Source organism: Nitrosophilus labii, assembly GCF_014466985.1.
GTDB lineage: Bacteria > Campylobacterota > Campylobacteria > Campylobacterales > Nitratiruptoraceae > Nitrosophilus_A > Nitrosophilus_A labii.
Map to the genome: position 1 here is coordinate 1880005 of NZ_AP022826.1, position 25362 is coordinate 1905366.

Here is a 25362-nt window from a genome sequence, read left to right on the forward strand (position 1 = left end):
GCCAAACTCCTATTAATACTTAAACTTAGTAGATTTTTCTATATTTACAGCGCCATCATACGCATACTGGTTACCATCCCAAAGTCCACCAAATTTTAGATGTCCCCAACCATCGGCAAGTTCAAGTAGATTCAAGCCTGTTGGAACAACTTCATTGTGTCCTTTATTAAATAGATACTGGTAAGGCTCCCATCCGTGCTCCATAACTAGAGCATCAGGTGGACAAGATGAGCTTACTTTAGCCATTGCGTAAAATTCTCCAAGCTCATTGAAAATTCTGATGGTATCTCCATCTTTGATACCTTTCATTTCAGCAATCTTTCTGTTAACTTGAACATAAGGAACACCTCTTTGCAGTCTTTGCAATGTTCTACTGTTTTTCCAGTTAGAGTGAATCGACCATCTAGCATGCGGTGTCATCAGCATAAACGGATGTTTATTGTTTTGAGGTGCTATAGGTTTTATCGCATAATTTGTTCCGTTAACAATTTTTAGGTATGTTGGATGATCAACATAGAATGTTTGTCGGCCAGTCAATGTTTCAAACGGCTCCATCTTAAACAAAATATATTCACCTGAATTATACGGTCTATCTGCATAAAGAGGAGACATTTTTGCCGCCTTTTCATTTAACTGTAAAAATCCACCGGCTTTATACATCTTTTCCATCGTCCAAGGCTGATACTGATCGCATTTTTCAAGCGCAGCTTCGACTGCCAATTTATCTGTTCCAAGGTACGGTTCCATAGCCGCTTCTGACTCTTCATCTTTATTGGTGTACTCTTTATAGAAGTTTGCAAGATCGCGATATCCAGTTTGTGCATATTTTTTGCTGTCCGGAACTTTTGCTTTTGACTTGTTTTCCGGTCTATTTGCTATCTCTTCAAGCTTTTTAGCAAGTAGCGCAAACATACTCCACTCATCCATAGCTTCACCTACAGGTTTCATATTGGCTATAGGTTGCGCTAAGTTGGTAAATCTGTGATAACCAGGGCTTGTTCTGATATCATAAACCTCATAGTGCGATTTTGCAGGCAATAGTACATCAGCAAATACAGCCGCTTCACTCATCTTATAATCAACGCAAACATAGAATTTTGTCTTTTGAAGGAATGCTTTTCTGTAATCACTACCTTTATTTCTTCTAAATTTTGAGTCAGCAACAATCAGGGCAATTTCAGGTGTCCACCAAGGTTTATAATATGGATCTTTTTCCTCATGATCTTTTCCATCTTTACCACCTTTAAGTGCTTCTTCGATGATTTTCATATACTCTTTTTTACTTAATTTACCATCATGAGCTCTCTTAACATCTTCATCCGTAAAATATTCATCAAACGTTTTTAGTCCATCACCAAAAACAAACTCTCCCACAAATCCAGAACCAAATCTTGGTTTATATTTTGTTCCAAATCCACTAAGTGTTCCAAGTCCACTTAAACTAAACTCATTTTCCGTATTTAATCCGCCGTACGGCCCCAATCTTCCGGTTAATCCGCAAATAGAGGCGATATTCCAAATATTTAAAATACCGTTAAAATATTTGTTTAAACTAAATCCCGTCGTAATCTCCACAACCTTTGGAAGAGCAATCTCTTTTGCTAAGATTTTTACGGTATCGGGATGTACGCCGGTTATATCTTTTGTCGCTTCTGGACTAAACTTTTCAACATTTTCCTTTAATAACTCAAATACAGTAGTAACTTTTACCTTTTTGCCATCTTTGAGAGTTACTTCCCATTCACCTTCAAGTATAGGATCTATACCAAGCTCATCTATCTTTAAAGTTTTGTGTTCGCTTCCATGACTACCTGGCATTAAAGCAATTTTGCCAGTTTTTTTGTTCATTGTATAAAACTGTGCTTCATAATGCTCATGTTCTTCCTCATTGTGAGGATCTTCTAAATCAATTCTTCTTAGAAGCTTTTTATTATCAAGTCTTACTAAGAAAGGAAGATCAGTATAGATCTTCATAAAACCGGGTTTATACAATCTATTTTTAATGATTTCATACATTACACTCATTGCTAAGAACTGGTCGGTCCCCGGTTTAATAGGAATCCATAGATCCGCACTCTTAGCACTTGCATTGAACTCTGGAGTTATTACTATTATCTTTGCGCCGTTATATTTTCCTTCCCAAACAAAGTGTGCATCAGGGATTCTTGAAACAGAAGGATTTCCTCCCCAAAATATTGCTGTATCAACTTGATACATAAAATCGTACGTACAGCCAACGTTTCCTTCACCATAGGCAATCGCGGCACCACTGAACATATCTCCTAAGTATGAAGCAGGATAGATTCTATATGCACCTAGTTGCGTACAAAATCTTAGAGGAGCACCACGTCTACCTTCTGTAAGTAAACCCGTTCCTGCATGAACCATAATTCTTCCAGGACCTTTTTTAGGGTCTGTCATAACATCGAAAATCTTTTGAGCCACAAGTTCTGCTGCCTCATCCCAGCTTACTCTCTTCCACTTTCCTTCACCTCTTTTTCCAACTCTTACCATAGGATAGAGGATTCTATCTTTTTCATACATTACTTGAGAGTGTTGAATACCTTTGTTACATCCTCTAGGGTTGAAATCGGGAATTTTTGGATTGATTTTTGGGTATCTTGCACTTTGGTTCTCTCTTGTTACAACACCGTTATTTGACCAAATCTCCCAAGCACAGTTACCTTGACAGTTTACGCAGTGATACGCAAACCCGTGCTCCTCTTTTTTACCATACGTAAATCCAAACTCATTTCTATACATCTGTTCAGTATAAGTTGTATTTGGATAGTTATTTTTGCCATTTTCTACACTAATAATATCTGTTTTTGCAAAAAGGCTGCCTTGACTTGCAACCAAAGCTGCAGTTGCACTTGATACTTTTAAAAAGTCTCTTCTTTTTTTGTTTACCATAGTACTCATTACGCCAACTCCTTATCTTCTTATAGGTAGATTCATATCATTGCCCCACTCATCCCAACTACCGGTATATACTTTAACATTCTCATATCCAAGTAGTTTAAGAGCCGTGATTATTTCAGTGCTTCTTCCAGCTCCGACATGACAGTATGCATATATGGTTTTATCTTTTGTAACTCCATATTTATCAAACACCTCTTGCATCTCTTTTAAGCTTCTAAAACTCTTTTTATTTTTAAAATCCGTAAAATTTTTCCATTCAATAAATTTTGATGTCGGAATATGGCCTCCTCTTGCAACATTATCCATCTTTCTCTCACCAATAATCTCAATCATACCTCTCGTATCGATAATTACATATTTGCTTTTATCACCATTTTTAAGTCTATCTTGAACCGCTTTATAAACTTCCTCTTTACCTGCGATAAGATCGTATCTTATTTTCTTTTCATCTATATGATAATGTTTCTCTTCAATTTTGGCTTCGCTTTCAGGCGGTAAAACTGCATGAAGATGATGTCCTAAATCTACGATTTTTTTACCTCTTTGTATCAAGAGCTTAGGTTCGAGTTTTTTCATCTCTTTTTTAAGTTCAGCATACTTGACTTTTAGTTTTTTGTACTCCTCTTTATTGCCGGCTTTTTTAGCCTTTTTGTAAGCTTTTTTAACTTTTCTAGCCTCTTTTTTTAGCTTATTGTACTCTTGCTGATTCGGATCAATTTTTTTGATAGCTTCCACTCCACCGTTTAAAATCAAGACCTTATCATGTCCAAAACTTTTAAAATACATATAAACACCGGTTGCATTTGGACCTCTAAAATTATCATATGCAATAACCAATGTATCATTATCTATTCCATGAGCCCCTATATAGTGCTCTGCGGTTTTTGGACACATAAAAAGAGGCTCGCACTCTAACCTTCCCATAATATCAGCATGATGTAAATGGTGAGCATACATCGATACTGAACCCCTAATATGACCATTTTCAAAAGCAGTCTCGTCATCACCGCTAACAAAAATAACTCCCGGCTTACCTATCAGCTTTACAGCCTCTTCCGCTTCAATCAAGATTCTCTCGTCTTTAGCAGACAAGATGCCTATCAAACAAGCTACTATAAGCAGCGCTTGTAACAACCTCTTCATTACTTCTCCTTATGAATAAAATCATACGCACTTATACCCGTATTTACGGGCTTTCCGTGCACTCACTTCATTATAAATATTGATATCTTAAACAGAGTTTAAATATATTCATTTCTAGTCTATTTAGCAACCATTGTAAATTTTTATTAGCTTTTTTTTATTTTTATTCAAAAATACTTATAAAATGTCGAAATAAAATTGATAATTGACTTTTGTCTCTTTTTTGATAATATTTACATAGACGGTAATTCAGTATAAAAATCTATAAAAATTTTAACATGATAACATTTTAATAAAAGGAATAGAATGGATAGAGAAAAAGCTTTGGAACTTTTAGATGATAAAACATTACCTTTAGAAAAGGTAAAAGAGATTTTTTACACTTTTAAATCCGATATGGAAGTAGTTGGAATGGTAGCTATGAATCTTAGCCTTAGAACAAGCGTTTACGATAGAGAAAAAGAAAAAAGTCCCGTAATGACTGGACTTTTAATTGAACTCTCAAATGTTGAAGATATGGGCTCAAGATGGGCGGTTGCAAAAAATCCTCACACACCTGCAGAAGTTTTAGAAAAACTAAGTCGTGATGAGATAAACTTGGTTAGAGCACTAGTAGCAACCAATCCAAATACTCCGATAAATGTTTTACAAAATCTTTTTAGCGATGAAAAAATAGTTAGAGACGGATTATCCGGTAATCCATCTACACCTGTAAAACTTTTAAATATCTTAGCCGACGATAAAGATAAGATGGTAAGACTCAGAGTGGCTGAGAATCCTTCTACTACGGAAGAGATCTTAAAAAAGCTATCCAACGATCCAGATCAAGACGTATCTAAAGCTGCACAAATCAGATTGGAGAAGAAAAATGAAAAGAGATAATCAAAACCTAGATAAATACAGTATGCTTACAAAACAGATACTTGCGCTTTATTTTAGCGGATGTTACATTACAAATAAGGAATTTCAGCAAATTGGAAAAAATATTGGAATCGAAGTAGATCTTTCAGATAGAGAGACAGTGTTTAAAAAAATATTGAGTTTAGCCGTAAAAAATGAAAAAGAGGTAGAGTTTTTTAATGAGATCTTAAAACTTTTAAAAAAAAGATTTAATGAATATTCAAATTTGGCCCAAGATTTCCCAAATTCAAGCGATGTGATAAAAGAATGGATGCAAAAACTTAGAAGTATAGACCTGCTTATAAAACAGAAAATCAGAATGAATCCTTATGAGTAGGGATAGGAGCAAGGATGAATAAAGAGATACTAAAAAAATTAAAATCCATAAAATATCCGGGTCTTGATAAAAATATAGTGGAACTAAAAACAGTAGATAACATTCAAAAAAAAGGCAACAATCTTGAAATTATCCTTAATATGGCAAACCAAGAAGCTTTCCCAGCTATAGAAGGAGCCATAAAAGATCTATTAAAAGAGTATAATGTTGAAGTAAAACTAAAATCAAAACCGAAAAAATCGATCCATTACGGCTCAACTATCAAACCCAATAACAGAGCCCCGTATGCAAAAAATATCATAGCTGTAACCAGCGGTAAAGGTGGTGTTGGAAAGAGCACGGTAAGTGTAAATCTATCCGTGGCTTTGGCTCAAAAAGGCTATAAAGTTGGGCTGTTGGATGCTGATGTTTACGGACCGGATATCCCAAGAATGACAAAGACAGACCATGAAAGACTCAGATGGGGAGACAATAACAAAATTATCCCAAGCGAAAATTTTGGCATAAAAATCATGAGCGTAGGACTCACCACACCAACTCCTGATACTCCACTAGTTTGGAGAAGTTCTGTAGCAGTAAGCGCACTTATCCAGTTTTTGGAAGATGTGGATTGGGGAGAACTCGATTTTTTAGTAATAGATATGCCACCAGGAACAGGTGATATCCAGCTCACTATGGCGCAAGAGCTACCTATAACTGCCGGCGTTTTGGTAACAACCCCCCAAATGGTAGCATCAGACGATGTGAGCAGAGCCATAATGATGTTTAAAGAAATAGGAACAAAAATAGGTGGACTGATTGAGAATATGAGCTACTTTATAGCGCCCGATACCGGTAAAAGATATGATATATTTGGTAAAGGAGGAGGAGAGACTCTAGCAAAAAGATACCAGATCCCGTTTTTAGGCAAAATTCCTCTTGATATGCAAATAAGAGAGTTTAGTGATTCTGGAACTCCTCCGGTAGCTTTGGGAGATAAAAGACAAAAAGGGTATTATAAAAATATCGTAGAAAATCTTTTCAAAGAGGTCGATTTTAATAAATAGTTTAAATCTTAATATCGAAGGTTCTTTCTTCGATATTAAAAAAGATAGTTTACTTCAAATCTATATTCGTTATAAGAAGGACCTTTTTTTAGATCTCCGTTAATATCTCTTATATTATCATCTCCATTAACAAATCCCAGTCTAACTTTTGCATAGAGTCCAGGTATCGAAGCAAATTTTTCAACTAAATCTATATGGATAACATTGCTATCCGCTTGAACTCCCGGTTTTCTGTCATCAAAGTCTTGAACAACGTATCTTACAAGCCCTTTTAAACCAGGTATCAATTTGGCTTTATCGAAGTCATAGTCGGCTCTGATCATCCAACTTTTTGTATTTGCTTGCCAGTTATATTGACCCATCGCTCTTGTAAAACCGCCCGTTGGGAAACCTCTCCAAGGAGCTACAATATCACCCTTGTCCGCTATTTTAGAGTATCCTAGTCTAAATGCCCAAACTTTTGATTTTAAATCGACTCTTGCCGCAAAAAGATTACTATCTAAACTGTTTGGATTATCGTAACCTGCTGTTTTTTCTTTTAGGTTGGCTCCGCCAACCTCTCCTGCACCATCATCAAACTGTTTCATATATCTAACGCCAGGAATAAGTTTATACTCACCTAGTTTAACAGTATAGTGAACCTCTCCCGTTACATAGTGCAATAGTTCAGGAACCGCCGTATAATTTACCATTAGTTTTACTTTGTCTATAGTTCTGTTTATAACTTCAAAAATAACCAAACTATTATCAATATCTTTTCCAGCAGCTTTTAGATTAATCTCGTTTAAGCCTTTATGAGAGGCCGAATCGTCGTTATTTGCCCATGTTTCACCAGGATCGTCAATATCTCCGTCGCTGTTTAAATCTTTAGCGTAGGTTATAACATCGTGAAATTTCGTATGGTCTCTAAGTTTTTGTTTTGTAAAATATGCCACTTTTATAGTTGTCTTTGGAAAATATTTGCTAACTAGACTATAGCCTTCAAAAGTATTTGGGATCATTTTTGTATCATTAGACTTTGTTAGAAAACTCTCAAATATCTGTCTGCCAGCTTTAAAATTGGTTTTATTTCTTTTATACTCTATAAAAGCTTCAGCCGGAACAGTCATACCAAATCCGTCTCCGGTAACTACACTATATCTACTAAAAGTATCTTTCCCAGCTTTTACAAAACCAACATCTTCAGCGTCCATATGCCATGGGTTTTGAGTTGTATATAGCCCCAGTGCTGCTCCAAAACCATTATAGTATGCACTCTTAAAGATTAGGCTTCCACCTATACCCATAGCCCAATTGTCTTTAGTCTTTCCTGGATACTCAGTATCCCAATCCCACTTAAAAGTATTAAGTCTTAATCTTGAGTAAAACTCTCCCTTTATAAACATCTCTTGTAAAGATTGCACTTCCTTTGGCACAAGGTTATATTTTAGCGTCATATTGGGATTGAGTATTCTTTTTTCTTCTGCTAAAAGAGAGAAATGAAATAGGATTAGATATACAAGAAGAAAATTTATAGCTTTTTTCATAACTTTTCCTAACGATGTTTTAGAGGGATTTATTATATAGAGATCTATTTGAAAAATAAATTATATATAGTTAATTGAAAGAAAATGAGAACGGATCGCTTTTTGCGATCCGTATATCTTAATATCTGTAGCGGATGTAAAATCTTATGTCTTGGGCTTTGTCAAGTGCGTCAAAATATCTTCCCGCCGCAGAATCAACTTCTATTGGAGTACCTGCTTCTCCAAAAAATGCTTGACTTCCTGTATATTTATAGTCTATATACGTATATCTTATCTGTGCAGTTAAAGTCTTTCCTATAAGCTCCTTTGTAAGCCATACTTCGTAAGCATCACCTCTAGTTGCAAGTTTACTTCCCGCAAGCGTATCTTCAGCATATGTAAAGCTTCTCCAATATTTTGTTCCGTGATTATACTCAACACCAAGTCTTGCATCGCTTATAAGTATACAAGGCCAATTGGCACCCAAATAAATAGAAGTACCTGTTTCACTATCGGTGCTACCTAGTGCCGCATTATCAACGTTCATTGTAACTCCGTTATATGGACCGCCTAAAAAAGTAGCCGAATGGCTTCCATATGGCTGCGTTTTACTCCAAGCGAAACTTATAAATGCGTTAGTATCATCAAGAGTATCGTTTATACCGTCGCCTATCCCTTGAGCAAGTAAACTTATCGCCGCACCGACATAATCAGCTCCTTGTTCAAGTCTCATACTGGTAGGATTTGGTAAGTAAGTATTTAGCGTAGTGTCAAATCCATATTGAGTAGCATAATAGCCAGGTAAATTCCAAGCCTTAAAGGCAGTAGTATGTATAGAGTATTGTCCGTCATCATACGGAACAAATATAAAACCAAAAAGATCGGTATTTTGCCAGTTATTAATTTTCGTATAATTTATAGCAGGATCACTACTATATCTTGTCGTTGCATTAGTCATACCTCTACCCATACAAAGTTTCAAATACATACCGGAAATATCTGTAACATTTTCTAGATTAAACTTGAAACTTGCTCCGTCAAACTCTGTATTTATGATATGTCCAAGAGGAGATTTAGGGTTTTGATCTTCTCTATAACTTACAAGTAGTCCGTCTGTTGCCGGTCTTCTACCAAAACTTGCAGTCCAAGGTATGTCCGCTCCTAAGAAACTATCCCCAAAATAGAGCCAATAAGCCTCTTTTACTCTAAGTTCACCTGAAATATTTGGTGTTTCATTTACAATCCAATCAAAATAATTAAAATTCATAGTAGTATCAACACTCTGCCCATAAACTTTATAATAACTTAGTAATCCCTTGAATACTACATTGTCTTTTGGAGCATATGCCATCCCTAGCCACAATCTATTTGTTAATATCTGATTCCAACTAGAGTTACCATTTATAGTTTCATAACCAATAGCATCATAAGCAGTTCTAAAATCAACACTCCATTTTAAGTTATCACCACCTGTCTTTGCTTTTATCTCACTAATTTGTCTTTTAAGTGATTTTACATTGATTTTAGCTTGAGCCTCTTTTAAAGCTTGTATCTCTTTTTTTAAAGCCTCGAGTTCCGCCTTTATATCAGCATCGCTAGCAAAACCCGCCGACACCATAGCAGCTACTGCAGAGATTGCAATAAACTTTTTCATTCTTTCTCCTTTATATTATAGTTTAAATTATTCTATTACTTTTCCATTATAAAAGAAAAGATTTTAAATATAACTTAATTTTATAGTTCGAGGATTTATGAAGATTATAAGAAGTTATAATACTTCCCGGCAAATAACCGGAAAGTAGTCTATTTTGTATTATTAACAACTTGGTACGTTACCACTGTCACTAGCATATTCATAAGCAAAATCATACAGATGCTTAACCCATTTATCTTTTATAGATTCAGGCTTAACCTTAGGACATATTTTATGAATTTCTTCTTTAAATTTACCCTCTTCATAAATCTCTTCCCACTCGTCTTGAGTATGCTTAGCAGCGAACTTTGCACCTGTCATACCACAAGGTTTTTTTAGCTTTTTTTGGAAAAGCTTTTGACCTTTAGTAACGTCCGCAAAAGAAGTAGTACTTACAAAACTAAGTCCTAGCATTGCACTTAAAACTAATGTCGCAAATTTTTTCATCTTAACTCCTTAAAAATGATTTCGTTTAATTCTATCAGAATCAAAATAAAGCAAACATAAAAAAAATTTATTTTAATAAAATTATAGATGTATAAAAAAAGATTTTACGTTTCTAAAATAATTATAACAAATATTGAACAGTTCATTCAGTTTTATATAAGTTTTTGATTAAATATTTTTATAATTATAATAATTTATACTTATAACTATATTAAGCTATAAATTTTATATATAATTTTGTTATATTATTAGTAATGACATAAATATGTCTCAAACATTCACATAAAAATAACTAGATACAGTAAAACCACGGTACTCAAATTTAAAAAATTAATAAGCCTATGAACAAATACTAATTATAGAACAAATGTAATAAAAAAAATTGTCTTTTAAAAAGTGAAAGAGAAAATGATTGAAAAATTTTTATCTTCAATGAATAACTTTAGTAGATACAACTTTTATAAAAATGAGAAAAAGATGTATTTAAACATAGTGCTATATAGCAAAAAGCATATAAAGAGAGTTAAGAGATAAAAAGATATTGTATGGCATATAGAAAGGCATGAAGCCAAAAAAATTAAGAATCAAACAATCAAAACTAATCAAGATTTGCAAAATTATAGCTTTAGTGAACTACCTTTTGCATTTAACAAAAATCTCTATTAAACCCAAATTTTTCATTAGATAATGATAAAATATTAAACCTACCATACAAGCGGAAAAACTAAAGGGAAGAGGGACTAACCAAATGGGTGAATTGAAGATTGGGTATATAGTGTCAAGTGCAACCTAAAAATGTACCAGAGGTGCAAAGTAAAAATGTACCACTTAGTAACAGAAAAATTGTTGTGTTTTAAGAGATAGATTCAAGTCCTAAAAGGACACCAGCTTTTCTTTTTTGCTTGAGTCTGTAACTTTCACTTTGGATATTGAGTATATGGCTATGGTGAACTAGCCTATCAAGTATTGCTGTAGTTAACGCTTCATCATTGTTGAGTACCTCCTTGAATTTTGTAAAAGATAGATTGCTTGTAATGATAATTGATCCTATCTCATACCGTTTGTTGATAACCTGGAAAAAAAGATTGGCCTGATTTTCATTGAGCTTGATATAGCCAAACTCATCTATGATTAAAAGTTTTGTTGGATTGATAACCTTTTTGAAATAGTGCTGCAATCTATTTGTCTGCTGTGCAATTTCAAGCTGTAGCAATAGAACAGCTGCAGTGATGAATTTTGTTTTTATTCTTGCCTGGGTAGCTAAATATCCCAAAGCTATGGCAAGATGAGTTTTTCCTACACCACTTGGACCTATAAGCAGGATATTTTGGGCATTTTCAATAAATCTTAAAGTTGAGAGTTCATTGATAAGATTTCTATCTACACTTGAAGCTTTAAAATCAAACATTTCCAGAGTCTTTACTTTTGGAAAGCCTGCCATCTTCAATGTCGTTTCTCTTGAGCGCTCTATCTTCTTTTGATATTCATACTCAAACAACTTTAATAAAAATTGAGAGTATGAAAGATTGTTATGAACCGTCTCTTGTGCTATGGATGCAAAGCTCTCTTTGATGGCCGGTAGTTTAAAAATCGTTGCATACTCTTGAATCTGTTCGTTTATGCTTTTATCAGTTTGTGGCATAGACATCTCCTGCAATGGAATTAAGACTATCTTGGTATAACAAAGCATCATACTCTTTCAATGTGCTTTTTGATTCTTGGTTGAAAGCAATAATGGAATTTTTTGGTATATAATTTGTATCTGTTTTATATCTGTTTTTAGTTTTTTTGTTTGAAGGCTCTACTGTTTGAACAAGTGGCAGTAGAGCCTTCTGTTCTAACAGAAAAAGTTTTATCGGTTTCTCTTTTGTTGTTGCGTGAATTCTTTCATTGGTTACTGCAAGCCACCTAAATATTTGGCTATTTAAAGAAGCGCAATCTATTTGTAAAGGTGAGTTTTTCAGTTTAGCTTTTAATGGAATATAGAAGTTTCTTTTTACATATCCGATAAACCGCTCAACTTTTCCTTTAGTTTGTGCTCTATATGGTTTACATAGTATTGGAGTAAAGCCATACTCTTTTGAAAAATACAAAAACTTCTAATTAAATTTATGCTTTGTAGCTCCATAAGCATTTCTTTGAATTACAACACTTTTTAGATTATCATACAGTATGCTTTTTGGAACCCCTTCAAAGAAATCGAAAGCTTTTTTATGGCACTCTTGAAATGTCTCTTGTCTCATATTGTCTGTAAAATAGACATATGCGTATCTGCTGTATCCTAAAATCATCACAAATGCATATATCGGATTTTTGCCTCCTTTTATTACGCTCCAGTCCACTTGGGCTTGAACTCCTGGAGCAGTCTCAAATCTAATGACTTTTTCCTCTTTTAAAGGCAGGAACTCTTTATATAAACTGCTCATATAGCTTTGCAGTATCCTTATCTTTCCTTCATACCCTTTATCTACTATTTCACGGTATATTACACTGGAAGGAATTTTATTGGGCAAAGCATCAGCAATTCTTTGTCTGATATAGTTTTTAAATGGATCCAGCTTAGATTTATATTCAACTTTTTTTCTTGGTTTTAGCCCTTTTTCTTTGAGTCTTTTAGATATAGTTCTTCTATCAAGCCCTGTCATTCTTGCAATTGCTCTTATGCTGTAGCCTTGTTTATAGAGTGTATGGATCATAATAAACTCCTCATATGTAATCATTACGCCCCCAAGTAAAAAAATCACTGGAAGCAATTTATCATATTCTCTTATTTTTGAACACTCTTTAGTGGTACATTTTCATATTGCGTATCTGGTACATTTTAGCATTGCAGGTGACACTAAAATGAATGCCCATAATGAACGATTTAATATAACTATTCAAGAAGAGTTTGTTGATTACTATGAAGACCTTCTCTTTACAACAGATTTGGAGGAATTTAATAAACATCTTGCTAATTGGCTCATCGATTACAATACCAAAATACCACACTATTCACTTAATTTTAAATCTCCGGTAAAATACCTTCTTGAAAATCATAATGAATGCCATATGTATTGGTCTTATACAATTTATTGATAAATATCTATATTTATGCTACTATATATGTACATATTTAAAAAGGATACTTATGATTGAACTTGGTATTTCACAAGCACAATCGCAATTTACAAAAATTTTGAATAAAAAAGTTGTGATTGTAGATAAAAAAACACATAAGAAGAAAGCTGTTTTAATTCCTTATGAAGAGTATGAAAAACTATTAAAAAGTTCATTAAAAAAGGAGTCTCAAAAAGGCTCATTTGATAAATTTGTCGGTATTTTAGACAAAGATTTTGAAACTGATGATTTAAGGTATAAAGAGATTGTTAAATGAAACTATTTTTGGATACAAATATCTTTTTGGATCTATTATTTAAAAGAGAATTTTATAATGAGGCTTTGGAAATTTTAAATACAGTTGAAAAAGGTGAATTTAGCGGATATATCTTAGATATAACTATTTTAAATATAGATTATGTTGCTAAAAAGCAGTTGAAAAATATAAAAGAGTTTATAAAACTTTTAAGTGATACTTTTGAAATAGTTGGTGCAGACAATGAAATAATACAAAAAGCATTATCGTTGGAAAATGAGGATTTTGAAGATAGTGTTCAATATATTGTTGCTAAAAATTTAAACTGTGATGTTATCATAACAAATGACAAAGGTTTTATAAAAAGTGGCAATATAGAAATTTTAAGTAGTAAACAATTTTTTGAAAAATATATTTATTAAACTTAGTCTTTCAATAGAGTTTTGCATTAATACTTACATTTTATTTAAAGCATTTGATTTTAGAGCCCAGCATTACTGCAACAAGTTTTATTGAAAAAGCTGGGTTAAAAAATAATAGCGACTTTACTGTTTAAAACTGTCTCGATGTATACCTATCTTCAGTTATAATATCATCAAGAACATTTTCTTGCCAACGGAGATAAAATGCTTAAAATTGCTATAGATAGAGGCGGAACTTTTACAGATGTTTACGCGATATACAAAGACAGAGTTTATGTAAAAAAAGTTTTAAGTGAGAGTGATGCCTATGATGATGCAAATAGTGAAGGTGTAAGAGCGATTTTAGAAGAGATTTTTGGAAAAAAACCAGATTTAATAGATTTAAAAGATTTTGAGTGGATTAGGCTTGGAACTACTGTTGCTACAAATGCTTTGTTAGAAAGAAAAGGGGAAAAAACTGCTCTTTTGATAACAAAAGGTTTTAAAGATTTACTCGATATCGGGTATCAAAACAGACCGGATATTTTTGCACTAAACATCAATAAAACAAAACCTTTGTATGATGAGGTTGTAGAGATTGATGAGAGGGTTTATCCCAAAGGGGATAACTTTTTGATATTAAAAGAGTTGGACGAAAAAGAGATAAGAGAGAAACTAAAAAAGATAAAATCAAAATCTTTAGCAGTAGTACTGCTTCACTCTTACGGATTTAACGCTCATGAAAAAAAGATTTTAGAGATTGCAAAAAATCTTGGGTTTACAAATATCTCAATATCCTCAGAAATTTCTCCTACAATTAAAGCTGTAGATAGGGGTGATACAACAGTAGTCGATGCATATTTGACTCCGGTTTTGAAAAAATATATCCAAAACATTTTGAAAAATTTTAAAGGAGATAGAGAGAAACTCTTTTTTATGAAGTCTGATGGAGGATTGTGTAAGGCAGAAGATTTCAAAGGAAGTGTTGCACTTTTAAGCGGTCCTGCCGGTGGAGTTGTTGCACTAAAATCTATCTATAACAAAACTCCTCTAATCGGTTTTGATATGGGTGGGACAAGCACAGATGTTAGCAGATATGATGGGAAAATAGAGTTAAAGTATAAAGATGAGGTCTCTGGAGTTAGAGTTGCAACTCCAAGTGTAGATATATATACAGTTGCAGCTGGCGGCGGAAGCAGACTTTTTTATAAAAACAAAATGTTTTTAGTGGGACCCGAAAGTAGCGGAAGCAATCCTGGTCCTGTTTGTTATGGAAAAGATGGATACTTGAGTATAACCGATGCAAATTTGGTTACAAAAAGATTAGATCCAGAGTTTTTCCCAAAAATCTTTGGAAAAAACCAAGATGAGCCTTTAAATGAAGAAGCAGCTTATAAAGAGTTTGAGAAAATTGCAATAAAGGTTAAAAAAAGTGTTGAAGAGGTAGCCGAAGGTTTTTTGGATGTAGCAAATGAAAATATGGCAAATGCTATAAAAGAGATAACTGTTAAAAAAGGGATAGATGTAAAAAATCACATACTTTGTAGTTTTGGAGGGGCTGGCGGTCAGCATGCCGTAGCTGTTGCAAGAAAACTTGGAATAAGAAAGATTTTTATACATAAAAATGCTGGAATTTTATCTGCTGTTGGAATAGCAAATGCGGATATTGTGAAAAGTTATCAAAAGAGTGTAGATAAAAGGCTCAAAGAAGTAAATATAGAAAAGATTTTTAGTAAATTTAAAAATGAGGATTTTGATGAGGTAGAAAAATATCTATTATTGAAGTATGAAGGAACAGATACACCTTTAGAGATCAAATGTAGCAAAAGCTTAATAGATGAGTTTGAAAATGCTCATAAAAGACTTTTTGGGTTTATTTTAGATAAAGAGATAGTAGTTGATTCAGTAAAAATCTCATTTATTAAAAAAAGTAGAGCTTTTAAAAGGCAGAAGTTAGAAAAAAGAGATGTTAAACCTGTTAAAAAAAGAAGAATCTATTTAAATGGAAGGTGGCAGGATGCTGATGTTTATGTGGATATTTCGCCAGGGCTGGTGATTAAAGGTCCGGCTCTTGTGATTCAAGACACCTCTACAATTGTACTTGATGAGGCAAGTAAGACGATAGTTAACGAGTATGGAGATTTAGAGACTTTTTTAGAAGAACTAAAAAATAAAAAGAGCTTTAAAGAGGTTGAGATATCACTTTTGTCTAATAGATTTGGATTTATAGCAACAAAAATGGGAGATATTTTAAAGAAGACTGCAGTTTCAACCAATATAAAAGAGAGAGAAGATTTTTCATGCGCTATTTTTGACAAAGATGGAAATCTTATCTCAAATGCGCCTCACATACCGGTACATCTTGGCTCAATGAGCAGTGTTGTAAAATCTATAATCAAAAAATTTAAACAAAGATTACTAAAGACTCACTCTGCACTTCCTACTTTTATCACTAATGTTCCATATGAAGGTGGCTCACACCTTCCAGACATAACAGTAGTTACTCCATATTTTGAAAATGGCAAAATTCTGTTTTGGGTTGCAAGCAGAGGTCACCATGCAGATATAGGAGGGATAGTTCCGGGCAGTATGCCTCCATTTTCAAAGAGTTTGGATGAGGAAGGAACAAAACTTGAGGCCTTTGAGATAGTTGAAAATGGTAAATTTAAAGAAAATATATTAAGAGCACTCTTAGAGAGTGCTGGAGCAAGAAGGATTGAAGATAATATAAGTGATATAAAAGCTCAGGTTAGTGCAAACATGGAAGGAGTAGAGGGGATAAAAGAGCTTTTAAGAGAGGATAGAAAAAAAGTTTTATGGTTTATGGAGGAGATTCAAAATATAAGTGAAAACAAAATTAGGGAGTTTTTTAAAAAATTGGAGAAAAAGAAGTTTTTGGCAGAAGACTTTTTGGATAATGGAGCAAAAATAGCTTTAAAAGTAGATATTAATAAAGAGGGCAGTGCTGTTTTTGATTTTAGAGGCTCTTCTTATGAGCTTTTTTCAAATCAAAATACTCCTTTATCAGTTTTAAAGTCTGCTGTGATTTATAGTTTAAGAGTTATGTTAAATGAGGATATTCCTTTAAATGAGGGGTTGATAAAGCCGGTGAAAATTTTGACCGATGTTAACTCTTTGTTAAATCCTTCACATAAGGCTGCAGTTGTTGGTGGAAATATTACTACATCACAAAGAATTGTAGATGTGATATTTAAAGCTTTTGAAGCTGCAGCCGCCTCCCAAGGATGTATGAACAACCTTATTTTTGGCGATGATAGTTTCGGTTACTACGAAACTATAGCGGGAGGTGCAGGCGCTACTTGTCATGGTGATGGAGCTAGCGGTGTGCATACACATATGACAAATACCAAAATAACCGACGTAGAGATAATCGAAAGAAGATATCCAGTAAAGATTCGCAGATTTAGTCTAAGAGAAAATAGCGGCGGATGTGGAGAGTTTAAAGGAGGAGAGGGAGTAATAAGAGAGATAGAGTTTTTAAAGTCTTTGGATGTTGCAATTTTGAGTGAGAGAAGAGTATTTTCCCCTTATGGATTAAAAGGCGGATCAAATGGTAAAAGGGGAGAAAATATATTGATAAGAGAGGATAAAAGATACAACTTAACATCAAGAGCCGCTTTTAAAGCAAAAGTTGGGGATATACTACTTATCAAGACTCCAGGCGGTGGAGGTTTCGGTAAATCTAAAAAAATCAAAAGATAGACAAGGAGCCAAAATGAAAATATTTATCACAGGTATCGGAAGTGGACTTGGAGAAGCTTTGGCTAAAGAATATCTAGAAGCGGGCGAAGAGGTATATGCGATAAGCAAAAACTGTCCAAAATCTTTGCAAAACTTCGACAATCTACACTTTAAAGCGCTCAATCTTTTCGCCACTGAAGAGATAAAAACCGCTTTGGAGATTTTACTAAAAGATGTAGAACTGGATATCGCTATTTTAAACGCCGGAATTTTAGGTGAGTTAAAAGATATGAGTGAAACAAGCCTATATGAGATAGAGAGTGTTATGAGTTTAAACGTATGGGCAAACAAAGTTATTTTGGATTTTCTAAAAGGTAAAACGGTAAAACAGATAGTCGCGATTAGCAGCGGAGCTAGCGTTAGCGGAAGCCGAGGATGGAACGCTTACGCTCTGAGCAAATCAGCTTTAAATATGCTTATAAAACTCTATTCAAACGAGATGCCAAACTCTCATCTTATATCTTTAGCTCCTGGACTTATAATGACTCCTATGATGGAGTATATTATTAATAATGGTGATGAAGAGAAATTTCCAACCGTCAAAAGATTAAAAGAGTCTTCCAAGATGGAGCCGGTTGATGCGGCAAGACTTCTTATAGATGGTTTTTCAAAACTTTTAGAGTTTCCAAGCGGGACTTATGTGGACATAAGAAAGATTTAAACTTCTATTCAGCGCTTTTTCGTTATATTTTAAAAAATATAACGAAAGAGTGATTATGTTTAAAATAGCGCTGCTTCTATTTTTAGGTATTTACGCCAACGCCGCTATAACGATTGCGGCATCGGCTAACGTTCAATACGCCCTTAATGACATCATAAAAGAGTTTGAAAACTTCTATAACATAAAGGCGAAACAAGTAATCTCATCTAGCGGAAAACTCTCCTTGCAGATAACCAAAGGTGCGCCATACGATATCTTTTTATCGGCGGATATGAAATATCCACTCTTTTTGTATAAAAAAGGGTATGCGGCTACAAAGCCCAAAGTATACGCTAAAGGATCTTTGGTTTTATGGACTATGAAGGGAGTGGATTTAAAAGATTGGGAAAATAGTTTAATAAAAGAGGCAAAAAAGATAGCTGTCGCCAATCCTAAAAATGCCCCCTACGGGAAAGCTGCTATGGAAGTTTTAAAAAGAAAAGGAGTTTTTGACAAAGTCAAAAAAAAGTTGATTTTCGGTGATAGCGTATCACAGACAAACCAGTATATAGCCTCGAAAATTGCCGATGCCGGTTTTAGCGCAAAAGCCGTAGTTTTAAGTCCTAAGATGAGAGGAAAAGGAGAGTGGATCGAGATGGATAAAACTCTTTACGAACCTATAAAACAGGGCGTAATAGTAACAAAACAAGGATATAAAAAGCATAAAAACGAAGTTTTGAAATTTTACCGCTTTCTTTTTAGCGAAAAAGCAAAAAACATCTTAAAAAGATACGGGTATGAAGTGGATTGAAAGTTGAGGCTAAAAGATGAACAAAATCGCCGCAGTTATAGAAGAGATAAAAAGCAAAGGGGAATTTACCATCGTAAAGCTCAAAAGATTTGAAGATAGTTTTACCTCCTTAATCCTACAAAACGGCTATTTGCTCCCCTTTTTAAAAAAAGATAATAGGGTATGGATGGTATTTAAAGAGAGCGAAGTGAGTATTGCAAAAGGAGAGTGCAAAATCAGCTTGCAAAACAGATTTTTTTGCAAAATAACACATATCGAATATGACGATATTTTAGCTATGATAACTCTTGACTATAAAAAGGAAAGAGTAAGATCCTTAATTACTTATAACGCCTTAAGAGAATTGGATCTTAAAGTGGGCGATGAGGTTTTCGCTTTTGTGAAATCTAACGAACTAGCGATTATGGAGCTGTAATGGAGAACGACTTTTTAGAGACTCTGCTTTTGACCTTTAAACTAGCTTTCGTTACCACTTCTATTTTGTTGGTTATAGGCGTACCTATAGCTTACTTTCTGGCCTATACCAAATCTAAACTAAAACCTATATTTGAAACAGTTGTCAGTATGCCGCTGGTTTTACCTCCTACCGTTTTGGGGTTTTATCTGCTGCTTTTTTTTAGTCCGGAGAGTATTTTAGGGAGATTTTTAGAAGATAGTGTCGGTTTTAAAGCGGTTTTTACCTTTGAAGGATTGGTATTGGGTTCGATCATATTTTCGCTTCCTTTTTTGGTTCAACCAATCCAGTCCGGTTTTGAGACTATTCCAAAATCTTTGATAGAGGCCTCTTATACATTAGGAAAAGGGGAGTTAGAGACCTTTTTTAAAGTTTTACTTCCCAATATAAAACCCTCTTTAATAACGGGAGTAGTACTCTCTTTTGCTCATACGATAGGAGAGTTTGGAGTAGTTTTGATGATTGGAGGCAATATCCCGGGAGAAACAAAGGTAGCCTCCATAGCTATTTATGATGAAGTAGAAGCGCTTAACTACGATATAGCCAACAGATATGCGCTTGTTTTATTGTCGGTATCTTTTTTAATTTTATTGATTGTCTATACTCTCAATAAAAAAGTACGCGTATGATCAAGATAGATATAAAGAAAAGATTGACTAAAGATCTTTTGCTTAAAATAAATAGAGTTATTCAAAAAGGAGACTTTTTAGCCCTTTTTGGCGAGTCTGGGGCCGGAAAAACCACGCTACTTAGGATACTTAGCGGACTTGAGAGGCCTGATGAAGGAAAAATAGTAGTAGAAGGGGAGGTGTGGTTTGATAGCCAAACCGGTTTTAATATGCCGGTTCAGAAAAGAAGAATAGGTTTTGTGTTTCAAGACTATACGCTTTTTCCCAATATGAGCGTATATAAGAATCTTCTTTTTGCTAAAAATGATAGACAAAAGGCAGATTTTTTACTAAAACTTATAGAACTTGATAGATTAAAAGATAGATATCCACATCAACTCTCGGGAGGACAAAAGCAAAGAGTGGCTTTGATCAGGGCTTTGATGCGAGAACCTAAAATACTGCTTTTGGACGAGCCTTTATCTGCTCTAGATGTAAAAATGAGATCTAAATTGCAAGAGGAATTGGCTCAGATACACAAAAGACTCGGAGTAACTACTATTTTAGTTTCGCACGAAATTTCAGAGATTTTTAAACTCTGCAACAAAGTTTTCGTACTAGAAAAAGGAGAAATCAAAAAAGAGGCTTCGCCCTTTGAGATATTTGTAGAGGCAAAAGTGGCTTCATCTTTTAAGTTTGATGCGACTATACTTGATATTAAAGAGGAGGATTTTCTTTGCGTTTTAACGTTGAGTTTTGGCTCAAATATAATAAAAAGCGTAGTATCGAAAGAGGAGGGGAGAGAGTTTAAAATAGGGGATAAAGTGCTGGTAAGCTCAAAAGCTTTCAACCCTATAATCCAAAAGATAGAAATCTAAAATCAAGGGAGTATAACTTCATAATTTTTAGAGTATCCGTGAACGATATCGTAAGCTCTGATATATACCTTACTTATGTTTGGCAACTCTATACCGTAAAGGGCTCTAGTAAAAGGCTGTTCGTTTATATGGGGATGGTATAATATCCTTATAGCTAAAATATCTCCTTTTTCGCTCAATACTTCCCACCTTGTTACGTAATGCTCGCTAGAAGTGTCGTTATGTTTTACCGTAACAAAAAAGGAGTAGCTGTTATCTACCGCTCTTTTACAATCAACCTTTAAAATTTTTGGCTCGTTTGCATACATTACGAAAAGAAAAGATAAAAATAGCGAAAGTTTCTTCATAAAAAACCCTTTTTTGTTTTATAATACCATATCGTTTAGGCTATTTAAACACTTTTCGCTAGTCGCGGTAGTAAGAAGGAGGGTTTATGAAAGGGTTCTATCTATATCTAGGAGTATTGGCGGCGGTATTTTTAATATTTCAGTTTATTCCCTCTTATAAAAAAGTTAATCCTCCCGTAGATAAAAGCAAAGAGATTAAAGTTCCGGCTAAAGTTATGGAGATCTTTAAAAGAAGCTGCTATGATTGCCATTCAAATGAGACGCACTGGCCTTGGTATGCAGATGTGGCGCCTATGAAATGGGTTGTTAGAAGAGATGTGGTTCAAGGAAGGAAAGCTTTGAATTTTAGCATTTGGCAAGATTATGACGAAGAAAAGAGAGAAAAACTCAAAAAATCTATCTATAGAAGTGTAAATTTAGCAATGCCTTTGCCTCAATATCTATGGCTTCATCCAGATGCGAAACTTTCACAAGAGGATAAAAAGATTGTAAGAGATTGGGCAAGTGATGGAAAGGGATATATAAAAATCGATATTAGATAATCTTTTTTGAAAATCTAAGTAACATTATACCGTCAAAAAATATGTTAATACTAAGTATAATAGCTAATAACCATTTTGTTGTAAATTCCCAACCCAACAAAATTGAAAAAGCCATAAGAATTGAAAATAGACCGCTATAAGAAAGATATTTCCAACTAGATAGTGGTCTTAGAGCCATTGAAATAGCCGATTTGATAAATCCATCTAAAAAAAGATAAAAAAGAATTATTATAAGTATAAAGAGGTCGTTTTTTAGCGGCATAAATAAAAAAGCACTACCGGATATCAGTAAGATAAAAGGTTGTAAAATCGTTAATGTTATTTTTTTGAAAATAGCGTATGAAAAATATACAGAAACTAAACCGGCACTAAAGAGTAAAACTCCTCCAAAAAGTACTATAGGAATTTTTGGTAATAAAATATTAACTATAATTCCCACTGCTCCAATAACAGCAAAAGATGTGCCTGTATAGTTGGTATATTTTTTTATATTTTCTATGTAACTCTCATCAAACATTCTAAACTTCATACTATTTCCATATTCCAGGTATATGTGTTCCACATTTTGGACAGTCACCTTTTTCGTTTAGATTATTTTTGACTATTTCTCCTATGTAGCCAAATCTATCTATAACCTTAAATCCGCAGCTTGGACAGTATGTGGACTCTAAGTCCGTATCGGGATAGTTGCCTATATAGATAAAGTTTAGTCCCTCTTCTTTCCCTATCTGATAAGCTCTTTTTAGAGTCTCTATAGGCGTTGCTGGACGATCGAGCATTTTGAAGTCCGGATGGAATCTTGAGATATGCCAAGGTATGTTTGGATCGATATCGGCTATAAATTTCGTAATATCTCTAAGTTCTTCGTCGCTATCGTTGATACCGGGTATGATAAGAGTGGTGGTCTCTATCCATATCCCTTTTGAGTGTGCGTACTTTACGGTCTCAAGAACCGGTTTGAGTCTCGCACCGCTTATTTTTCGATAACTTTCATCTTTGAAAAACTTAATATCTATATTCATTGCATCAAGAAATGGACAAAGTTCATCAATCGCTTTTCTTGTTTCAAAACCGCTCGTTACATATACGTTTTTTAATCCTTTTTCATGAGCTAGTTTTGCCGTATCGTAAGTATATTCGAAAAAAACCACCGGCTCGTTGTACGTATAAGCTATAGATTTACATTTCGCTTCTAATGCTAAAGAGACTATTTTTTTAGGCGGCATATCGTATCCAAAAACTTCGTAATTATGGGTTTGTGGATGTTGACTAATCTCCCAGTTTTGACAAAATTGACAACTAAAATTACACCCTACCGTACCTATAGACATTACCTTGCTATTAGGCAAAAAATGAAAAAGGGGCTTTTTCTCTATAGGATCTATATTGGCCGCTGCGGCAAGAGCGTATACGGTAAGTTTTAATTTGCCATCTTCGTTAACCCTAACTCCGCACTTTCCAAACTCGTTAGGCGCAAGCTTACAAGCGTGCGCACAGGCAAGGCACAATACTCTTTTATCTTCTAACTCTTTTGATAGCCATGCATCCGTAACCATAGCCGCTCCTTTTTGATCATTATATCACAATAATTAAAATTTAATATTCTGACTAAAATGCAAGTGTAAATAGATATGTGATACTTATCGAGTAGTTGGTTATCGGACATAAAGCTATTAGAGACGATAAACGAATGTATAATAACTTTATTATTTACCCTCCTATACTAATGCTAATATACTAATTTGTCAATGCCAAATTTAAGGGATAACGGGTGGTGTTATCTTATTTTCACAAATTGAGTACTCTTTGCCTACTCTAGCGATCAAATCTAACTCTATATGAAGTTTTTCTTTGTCCGTTACGAATTTATCATCCACAAAATATTTTTCTACCTCTAAAATCAAAGGAACTGTTTTACTCCCTTTTAGATCCACTACTTGGTTTAGGGTACAGAAAAAGGCGCTAGGAGAATTTTTTATCATAGGTGGAAACTCTTCAAAAACTCTTTTTGTATCTATATTAAAATATTCGGCTTCGCTAGTATCGTGAGGCAGATCCTTTGAGGTGTAATGCATATCTTTTAGCAGTTCTTGGGAAACAAAACATATAGTACATTTTTTTGTTTTTAAAATGTTTTTAAGCGTATCTTTGGGTTCGCCGTTTTTTTTATGTCCTATAGAGACTATTAGAGCCGGTGGTTCTGATGATAGAGGAATAAAGTAGCTAAAGGGTGCAATGTTTATTATATCTTCATGTTCCGTAACTATCCATGCTATGGGTCTAGGTACTACGGTATGGCTCATTATCTTATATCTTTGCAAAGGATTAAGATGTTTGAAATCTAGTCTCAATGTAACTCCTTATAGAAAATTTTCCATATTATCTTTTATATCTTCTACAACCAAAGACATCTCTAAAAATATAGAGTAGTATCTACTTTTTGGCGTCAGATATTTTTTCGATTCTTCATATTTATTCCATAAAAGTTCTAATTTATCAAAATCTTCTTTCTTAAAAGCCTCAAGAGTTTTTGCGGCATCTATGAATCCTTGTAGTATAAGGGATGTATTTTCGTCACACCTTTTTATGTGCTCTTGCAAAATTTCTGCTGCCTCTTTAAAGCTTTGTTCTACCAAAGCATCTATATATCTAAACATATCTCTTTCTATGCTCCCCATTTTTTACTCCTTTTTTATTAAGGTGCGATCAATCCCTTTTCGTAGCAGCTTGTATCAAATTCGAAAACTATTTTGGGGTCATAAATCAAAAGCTCTTTATTTTTTCCCGGATATTCGCGTTTATTAAGAAAATGTTTTATAGTGTTTATTCTAGCCTCTTTTTTATCGTCTGCCCTAACAACGTACCAAGGAGCATATGCAAAATGGGTTTTTGCGAACATTTCGTCTCTAGCTATAGAGTACTCTTTCCATAGTTTTTGAGCTTTTTCGTCTATAGGACTTATTTTCCACTGTTTTAAAGGATCTTTTTTTCTCTCTTCAAGTCTTTTTTTCTGCTCCTCTTTAGAAATATCTAAATAATATTTTGTTAAAAACATTCCTTCATGAACTAGAAGATATTCAAAATTAGGAACTTGTTCCATAAATTTTTCATACTGGTCTTCTGTACAAAAGCCCATAACTATTTCCACTCCTGCTCTATTGTACCAACTTCTGTTGAAAAAGACCATCTCTCCTCCTCTTGGGAGGTAGTGAATATATCTTTGAAAATACCAAAATTTTTTGTCAAGTTCGGTTGGTTTGCTAAGAGCCACTACTCTTGTATCCCTTGGACTTAAATATTCTGTAAATCTTTTTATCGTTCCATCTTTTCCAGCTGCATCTCTTCCTTCAAAAATAGTACAGACTTTTAAATCGTTTTCTATAACATGCCTTTGAAACTTAACTAGCTCAACTTGAAGATAATAAAGAATTTTTTTATACTCTTTTTTGTCCATAGTGGCTCCCGAAGTATAGCTTTTACTATTTATTATAGTATCTAATATTTGATTTAAAGCTTTAAAAGAGTTAGTATTACTATCGGTTATACACAAATTTTTATTTTAGAGGTACCT

General features: G+C 34.0%; 27 protein-coding genes. 13 read left to right on the top strand and 14 right to left on the bottom strand.

The features are described from left to right. Positions 1–12 precede the first annotated feature (12 nt). Complete coding sequence (locus tag NIL_RS09550; RefSeq protein WP_187647537.1) at positions 13–2922, bottom strand: molybdopterin-dependent oxidoreductase; 2910 nt, start codon at positions 2920–2922, stop codon at positions 13–15. A gap of 12 nt (positions 2923–2934) precedes the next feature. Beyond that, positions 2935–4065: a sulfurtransferase gene (locus NIL_RS09555; RefSeq protein ID WP_187647538.1), complete on the bottom strand. Its 1131-nt coding sequence runs from the start codon at positions 4063–4065 to the stop codon at positions 2935–2937. A gap of 306 nt (positions 4066–4371) precedes the next feature. On the opposite strand from NIL_RS09555, the gene NIL_RS09560 reads away from it, so the two are divergent. Genes NIL_RS09560 through NIL_RS09570 form a run of 3 tightly spaced genes read left to right on the top strand, consistent with a single transcriptional unit; the run spans position 4372 to position 6348 of the window. After that, entirely contained in the window at positions 4372–4947 is a 576-nt protein-coding gene (locus tag NIL_RS09560; protein WP_187647539.1) for a hypothetical protein, read from the top strand. After that, the gene (locus tag NIL_RS09565) at positions 4934–5302 is read left to right on the top strand and encodes a hypothetical protein (RefSeq protein ID WP_187647540.1); all 369 of its coding nucleotides are present in this window, start codon (positions 4934–4936) and stop codon (positions 5300–5302) included. The genes NIL_RS09560 and NIL_RS09565 overlap by 14 nt, the downstream gene beginning before the upstream one ends. Before the next feature lie 14 nt (positions 5303–5316). Next, positions 5317–6348, top strand: coding sequence for an Mrp/NBP35 family ATP-binding protein (locus NIL_RS09570; protein WP_187647541.1), 1032 nt, complete (start codon positions 5317–5319; stop codon positions 6346–6348). A gap of 35 nt (positions 6349–6383) precedes the next feature. Here the strand turns inward: NIL_RS09570 and NIL_RS09575 are convergent, their stop codons facing one another. The 6 genes from NIL_RS09575 to istA all read right to left on the bottom strand — a co-directional run bounded on the left by NIL_RS09575 (position 6384) and on the right by istA (position 12713). Next, positions 6384–7874: an OprD family outer membrane porin gene (locus NIL_RS09575; protein ID WP_187647542.1), complete on the bottom strand. Its 1491-nt coding sequence runs from the start codon at positions 7872–7874 to the stop codon at positions 6384–6386. A gap of 118 nt (positions 7875–7992) precedes the next feature. Further along, on the bottom strand, positions 7993–9507 hold the full coding sequence (locus tag NIL_RS09580; protein ID WP_187647543.1) for a DUF3373 family protein: 1515 nt from the start codon (positions 9505–9507) through the stop codon (positions 7993–7995). Positions 9508–9669: 162 nt separating this feature from the next. Further along, positions 9670–9993, bottom strand: a complete 324-nt coding sequence (locus tag NIL_RS09585) for a cytochrome C (RefSeq protein WP_187647544.1) — start codon at positions 9991–9993, stop codon at positions 9670–9672. Positions 9994–10846: 853 nt separating this feature from the next. Further along, the gene (istB, locus tag NIL_RS09590) at positions 10847–11635 is read right to left on the bottom strand and encodes an IS21-like element helper ATPase IstB (RefSeq protein ID WP_187647545.1); all 789 of its coding nucleotides are present in this window, start codon (positions 11633–11635) and stop codon (positions 10847–10849) included. After that, a complete protein-coding gene (locus tag NIL_RS09595) occupies positions 11622–12086 on the bottom strand; it encodes a transposase (protein WP_187647546.1) in 465 nt (154 codons plus the stop codon). Before NIL_RS09595 ends, istB begins: the two co-directional genes overlap by 14 nt. A 6-nt stretch (positions 12087–12092) precedes the next feature. Next, positions 12093–12713, bottom strand: coding sequence for an IS21 family transposase (gene istA, locus NIL_RS09600; protein WP_187647547.1), 621 nt, complete (start codon positions 12711–12713; stop codon positions 12093–12095). Positions 12714–12762: 49 nt separating this feature from the next. Here istA and NIL_RS09605 point away from each other — a divergent pair, with 49 nt between their 5' ends. From NIL_RS09605 to NIL_RS09645, 9 genes are all read left to right on the top strand, one after another. Further along, positions 12763–13071, top strand: a complete 309-nt coding sequence (locus NIL_RS09605) for an integrase core domain-containing protein (RefSeq protein WP_441930321.1) — start codon at positions 12763–12765, stop codon at positions 13069–13071. Between the two features lie 52 nt (positions 13072–13123). Next, positions 13124–13369 (top strand): type II toxin-antitoxin system Phd/YefM family antitoxin, encoded by a 246-nt coding sequence (locus tag NIL_RS09610; RefSeq protein ID WP_187647548.1) that lies wholly within the window; start codon positions 13124–13126, stop codon positions 13367–13369. Continuing rightward, a complete protein-coding gene (locus NIL_RS09615) occupies positions 13366–13770 on the top strand; it encodes a type II toxin-antitoxin system VapC family toxin (RefSeq protein WP_187647549.1) in 405 nt (134 codons plus the stop codon). The genes NIL_RS09610 and NIL_RS09615 overlap by 4 nt, the downstream gene beginning before the upstream one ends. A 204-nt stretch (positions 13771–13974) precedes the next feature. Then, the gene (locus NIL_RS09620) at positions 13975–17472 is read left to right on the top strand and encodes a hydantoinase B/oxoprolinase family protein (protein ID WP_187647550.1); all 3498 of its coding nucleotides are present in this window, start codon (positions 13975–13977) and stop codon (positions 17470–17472) included. Between the two features lie 13 nt (positions 17473–17485). Then, positions 17486–18172, top strand: a complete 687-nt coding sequence (locus NIL_RS09625; RefSeq protein WP_187647551.1) for an SDR family NAD(P)-dependent oxidoreductase — start codon at positions 17486–17488, stop codon at positions 18170–18172. Between the two features lie 55 nt (positions 18173–18227). Further along, on the top strand, positions 18228–18962 hold the full coding sequence (gene modA / locus NIL_RS09630) for a molybdate ABC transporter substrate-binding protein (protein WP_187647552.1): 735 nt from the start codon (positions 18228–18230) through the stop codon (positions 18960–18962). Between the two features lie 16 nt (positions 18963–18978). Continuing rightward, a complete protein-coding gene (locus NIL_RS09635; RefSeq protein WP_187647553.1) occupies positions 18979–19377 on the top strand; it encodes a TOBE domain-containing protein in 399 nt (132 codons plus the stop codon). After that, complete coding sequence (gene modB / locus NIL_RS09640) at positions 19377–20045, top strand: molybdate ABC transporter permease subunit (protein WP_187647554.1); 669 nt, start codon at positions 19377–19379, stop codon at positions 20043–20045. The genes NIL_RS09635 and modB overlap by 1 nt, the downstream gene beginning before the upstream one ends. Further along, on the top strand, positions 20042–20902 hold the full coding sequence (locus tag NIL_RS09645) for a sulfate/molybdate ABC transporter ATP-binding protein (protein WP_187647555.1): 861 nt from the start codon (positions 20042–20044) through the stop codon (positions 20900–20902). Before modB ends, NIL_RS09645 begins: the two co-directional genes overlap by 4 nt. A 2-nt stretch (positions 20903–20904) precedes the next feature. Here the strand turns inward: NIL_RS09645 and NIL_RS09650 are convergent, their stop codons facing one another. Continuing rightward, the gene (locus NIL_RS09650; RefSeq protein ID WP_187647556.1) at positions 20905–21249 is read right to left on the bottom strand and encodes a hypothetical protein; all 345 of its coding nucleotides are present in this window, start codon (positions 21247–21249) and stop codon (positions 20905–20907) included. 86 nt (positions 21250–21335) lie between these two features. On the opposite strand from NIL_RS09650, the gene NIL_RS09655 reads away from it, so the two are divergent. After that, positions 21336–21791 (top strand): heme-binding domain-containing protein, encoded by a 456-nt coding sequence (locus NIL_RS09655; RefSeq protein WP_187647557.1) that lies wholly within the window; start codon positions 21336–21338, stop codon positions 21789–21791. Here NIL_RS09655 and NIL_RS09660 read toward each other — a convergent pair. The 5 genes from NIL_RS09660 to ppk2 form a co-directional block, all read right to left on the bottom strand. After that, positions 21784–22320 carry a hypothetical protein gene (locus NIL_RS09660; protein WP_187647558.1) on the bottom strand — a complete coding sequence of 179 codons (537 nt, stop codon included), beginning with the start codon at positions 22318–22320 and terminating at the stop codon, positions 21784–21786. The genes NIL_RS09655 and NIL_RS09660 overlap by 8 nt on opposite strands. Position 22321: 1 nt before the next feature. Then, positions 22322–23347 carry an AmmeMemoRadiSam system radical SAM enzyme gene (amrS, locus tag NIL_RS09665; protein WP_187647559.1) on the bottom strand — a complete coding sequence of 342 codons (1026 nt, stop codon included), beginning with the start codon at positions 23345–23347 and terminating at the stop codon, positions 22322–22324. Between the two features lie 201 nt (positions 23348–23548). Next, positions 23549–24142, bottom strand: a complete 594-nt coding sequence (locus NIL_RS09670) for a flavin reductase family protein (RefSeq protein ID WP_187647560.1) — start codon at positions 24140–24142, stop codon at positions 23549–23551. Between the two features lie 9 nt (positions 24143–24151). After that, positions 24152–24469, bottom strand: coding sequence for a hypothetical protein (locus NIL_RS09675; RefSeq protein ID WP_187647561.1), 318 nt, complete (start codon positions 24467–24469; stop codon positions 24152–24154). Between the two features lie 17 nt (positions 24470–24486). Continuing rightward, positions 24487–25245 carry a polyphosphate kinase 2 gene (gene ppk2 / locus NIL_RS09680; RefSeq protein WP_187647562.1) on the bottom strand — a complete coding sequence of 253 codons (759 nt, stop codon included), beginning with the start codon at positions 25243–25245 and terminating at the stop codon, positions 24487–24489. Between the last annotated feature and the right edge of the window lie 117 nt (positions 25246–25362).

Excerpts from the sequence above, each read along its gene's own strand:
- NIL_RS09675 (WP_187647561.1), bottom strand. The coding sequence starts at position 24,469 with ATGGGGAGCATAGAAAGAGATATGTTTAGATATATAGATGCTTTGGTA.
- NIL_RS09570 (WP_187647541.1), top strand. The coding sequence starts at position 5,317 with ATGAATAAAGAGATACTAAAAAAATTAAAATCCATAAAATATCCGGGT.
- NIL_RS09660 (WP_187647558.1), bottom strand. The coding sequence starts at position 22,320 with ATGAAGTTTAGAATGTTTGATGAGAGTTACATAGAAAATATAAAAAAA.
- NIL_RS09580 (WP_187647543.1), bottom strand. The coding sequence starts at position 9,507 with ATGAAAAAGTTTATTGCAATCTCTGCAGTAGCTGCTATGGTGTCGGCG.
- NIL_RS09550 (WP_187647537.1), bottom strand. The coding sequence starts at position 2,922 with ATGAGTACTATGGTAAACAAAAAAAGAAGAGACTTTTTAAAAGTATCA.
- NIL_RS09620 (WP_187647550.1), top strand. The coding sequence starts at position 13,975 with ATGCTTAAAATTGCTATAGATAGAGGCGGAACTTTTACAGATGTTTAC.
- NIL_RS09655 (WP_187647557.1), top strand. The coding sequence starts at position 21,336 with ATGAAAGGGTTCTATCTATATCTAGGAGTATTGGCGGCGGTATTTTTA.
- NIL_RS09565 (WP_187647540.1), top strand. The coding sequence starts at position 4,934 with ATGAAAAGAGATAATCAAAACCTAGATAAATACAGTATGCTTACAAAA.
- NIL_RS09575 (WP_187647542.1), bottom strand. The coding sequence starts at position 7,874 with ATGAAAAAAGCTATAAATTTTCTTCTTGTATATCTAATCCTATTTCAT.
- NIL_RS09560 (WP_187647539.1), top strand. The coding sequence starts at position 4,372 with ATGGATAGAGAAAAAGCTTTGGAACTTTTAGATGATAAAACATTACCT.
- NIL_RS09645 (WP_187647555.1), top strand. The coding sequence starts at position 20,042 with ATGATCAAGATAGATATAAAGAAAAGATTGACTAAAGATCTTTTGCTT.
- modA (WP_187647552.1), top strand. The coding sequence starts at position 18,228 with ATGTTTAAAATAGCGCTGCTTCTATTTTTAGGTATTTACGCCAACGCC.
- modB (WP_187647554.1), top strand. The coding sequence starts at position 19,377 with ATGGAGAACGACTTTTTAGAGACTCTGCTTTTGACCTTTAAACTAGCT.
- NIL_RS09625 (WP_187647551.1), top strand. The coding sequence starts at position 17,486 with ATGAAAATATTTATCACAGGTATCGGAAGTGGACTTGGAGAAGCTTTG.
- istB (WP_187647545.1), bottom strand. The coding sequence starts at position 11,635 with ATGCCACAAACTGATAAAAGCATAAACGAACAGATTCAAGAGTATGCA.
- NIL_RS09555 (WP_187647538.1), bottom strand. The coding sequence starts at position 4,065 with ATGAAGAGGTTGTTACAAGCGCTGCTTATAGTAGCTTGTTTGATAGGC.
- amrS (WP_187647559.1), bottom strand. The coding sequence starts at position 23,347 with ATGGTTACGGATGCATGGCTATCAAAAGAGTTAGAAGATAAAAGAGTA.
- NIL_RS09635 (WP_187647553.1), top strand. The coding sequence starts at position 18,979 with ATGAACAAAATCGCCGCAGTTATAGAAGAGATAAAAAGCAAAGGGGAA.
- NIL_RS09610 (WP_187647548.1), top strand. The coding sequence starts at position 13,124 with ATGATTGAACTTGGTATTTCACAAGCACAATCGCAATTTACAAAAATT.
- istA (WP_187647547.1), bottom strand. The coding sequence starts at position 12,713 with ATGATTACATATGAGGAGTTTATTATGATCCATACACTCTATAAACAA.
- ppk2 (WP_187647562.1), bottom strand. The coding sequence starts at position 25,245 with ATGGACAAAAAAGAGTATAAAAAAATTCTTTATTATCTTCAAGTTGAG.
- NIL_RS09650 (WP_187647556.1), bottom strand. The coding sequence starts at position 21,249 with ATGAAGAAACTTTCGCTATTTTTATCTTTTCTTTTCGTAATGTATGCA.
- NIL_RS09585 (WP_187647544.1), bottom strand. The coding sequence starts at position 9,993 with ATGAAAAAATTTGCGACATTAGTTTTAAGTGCAATGCTAGGACTTAGT.
- NIL_RS09615 (WP_187647549.1), top strand. The coding sequence starts at position 13,366 with ATGAAACTATTTTTGGATACAAATATCTTTTTGGATCTATTATTTAAA.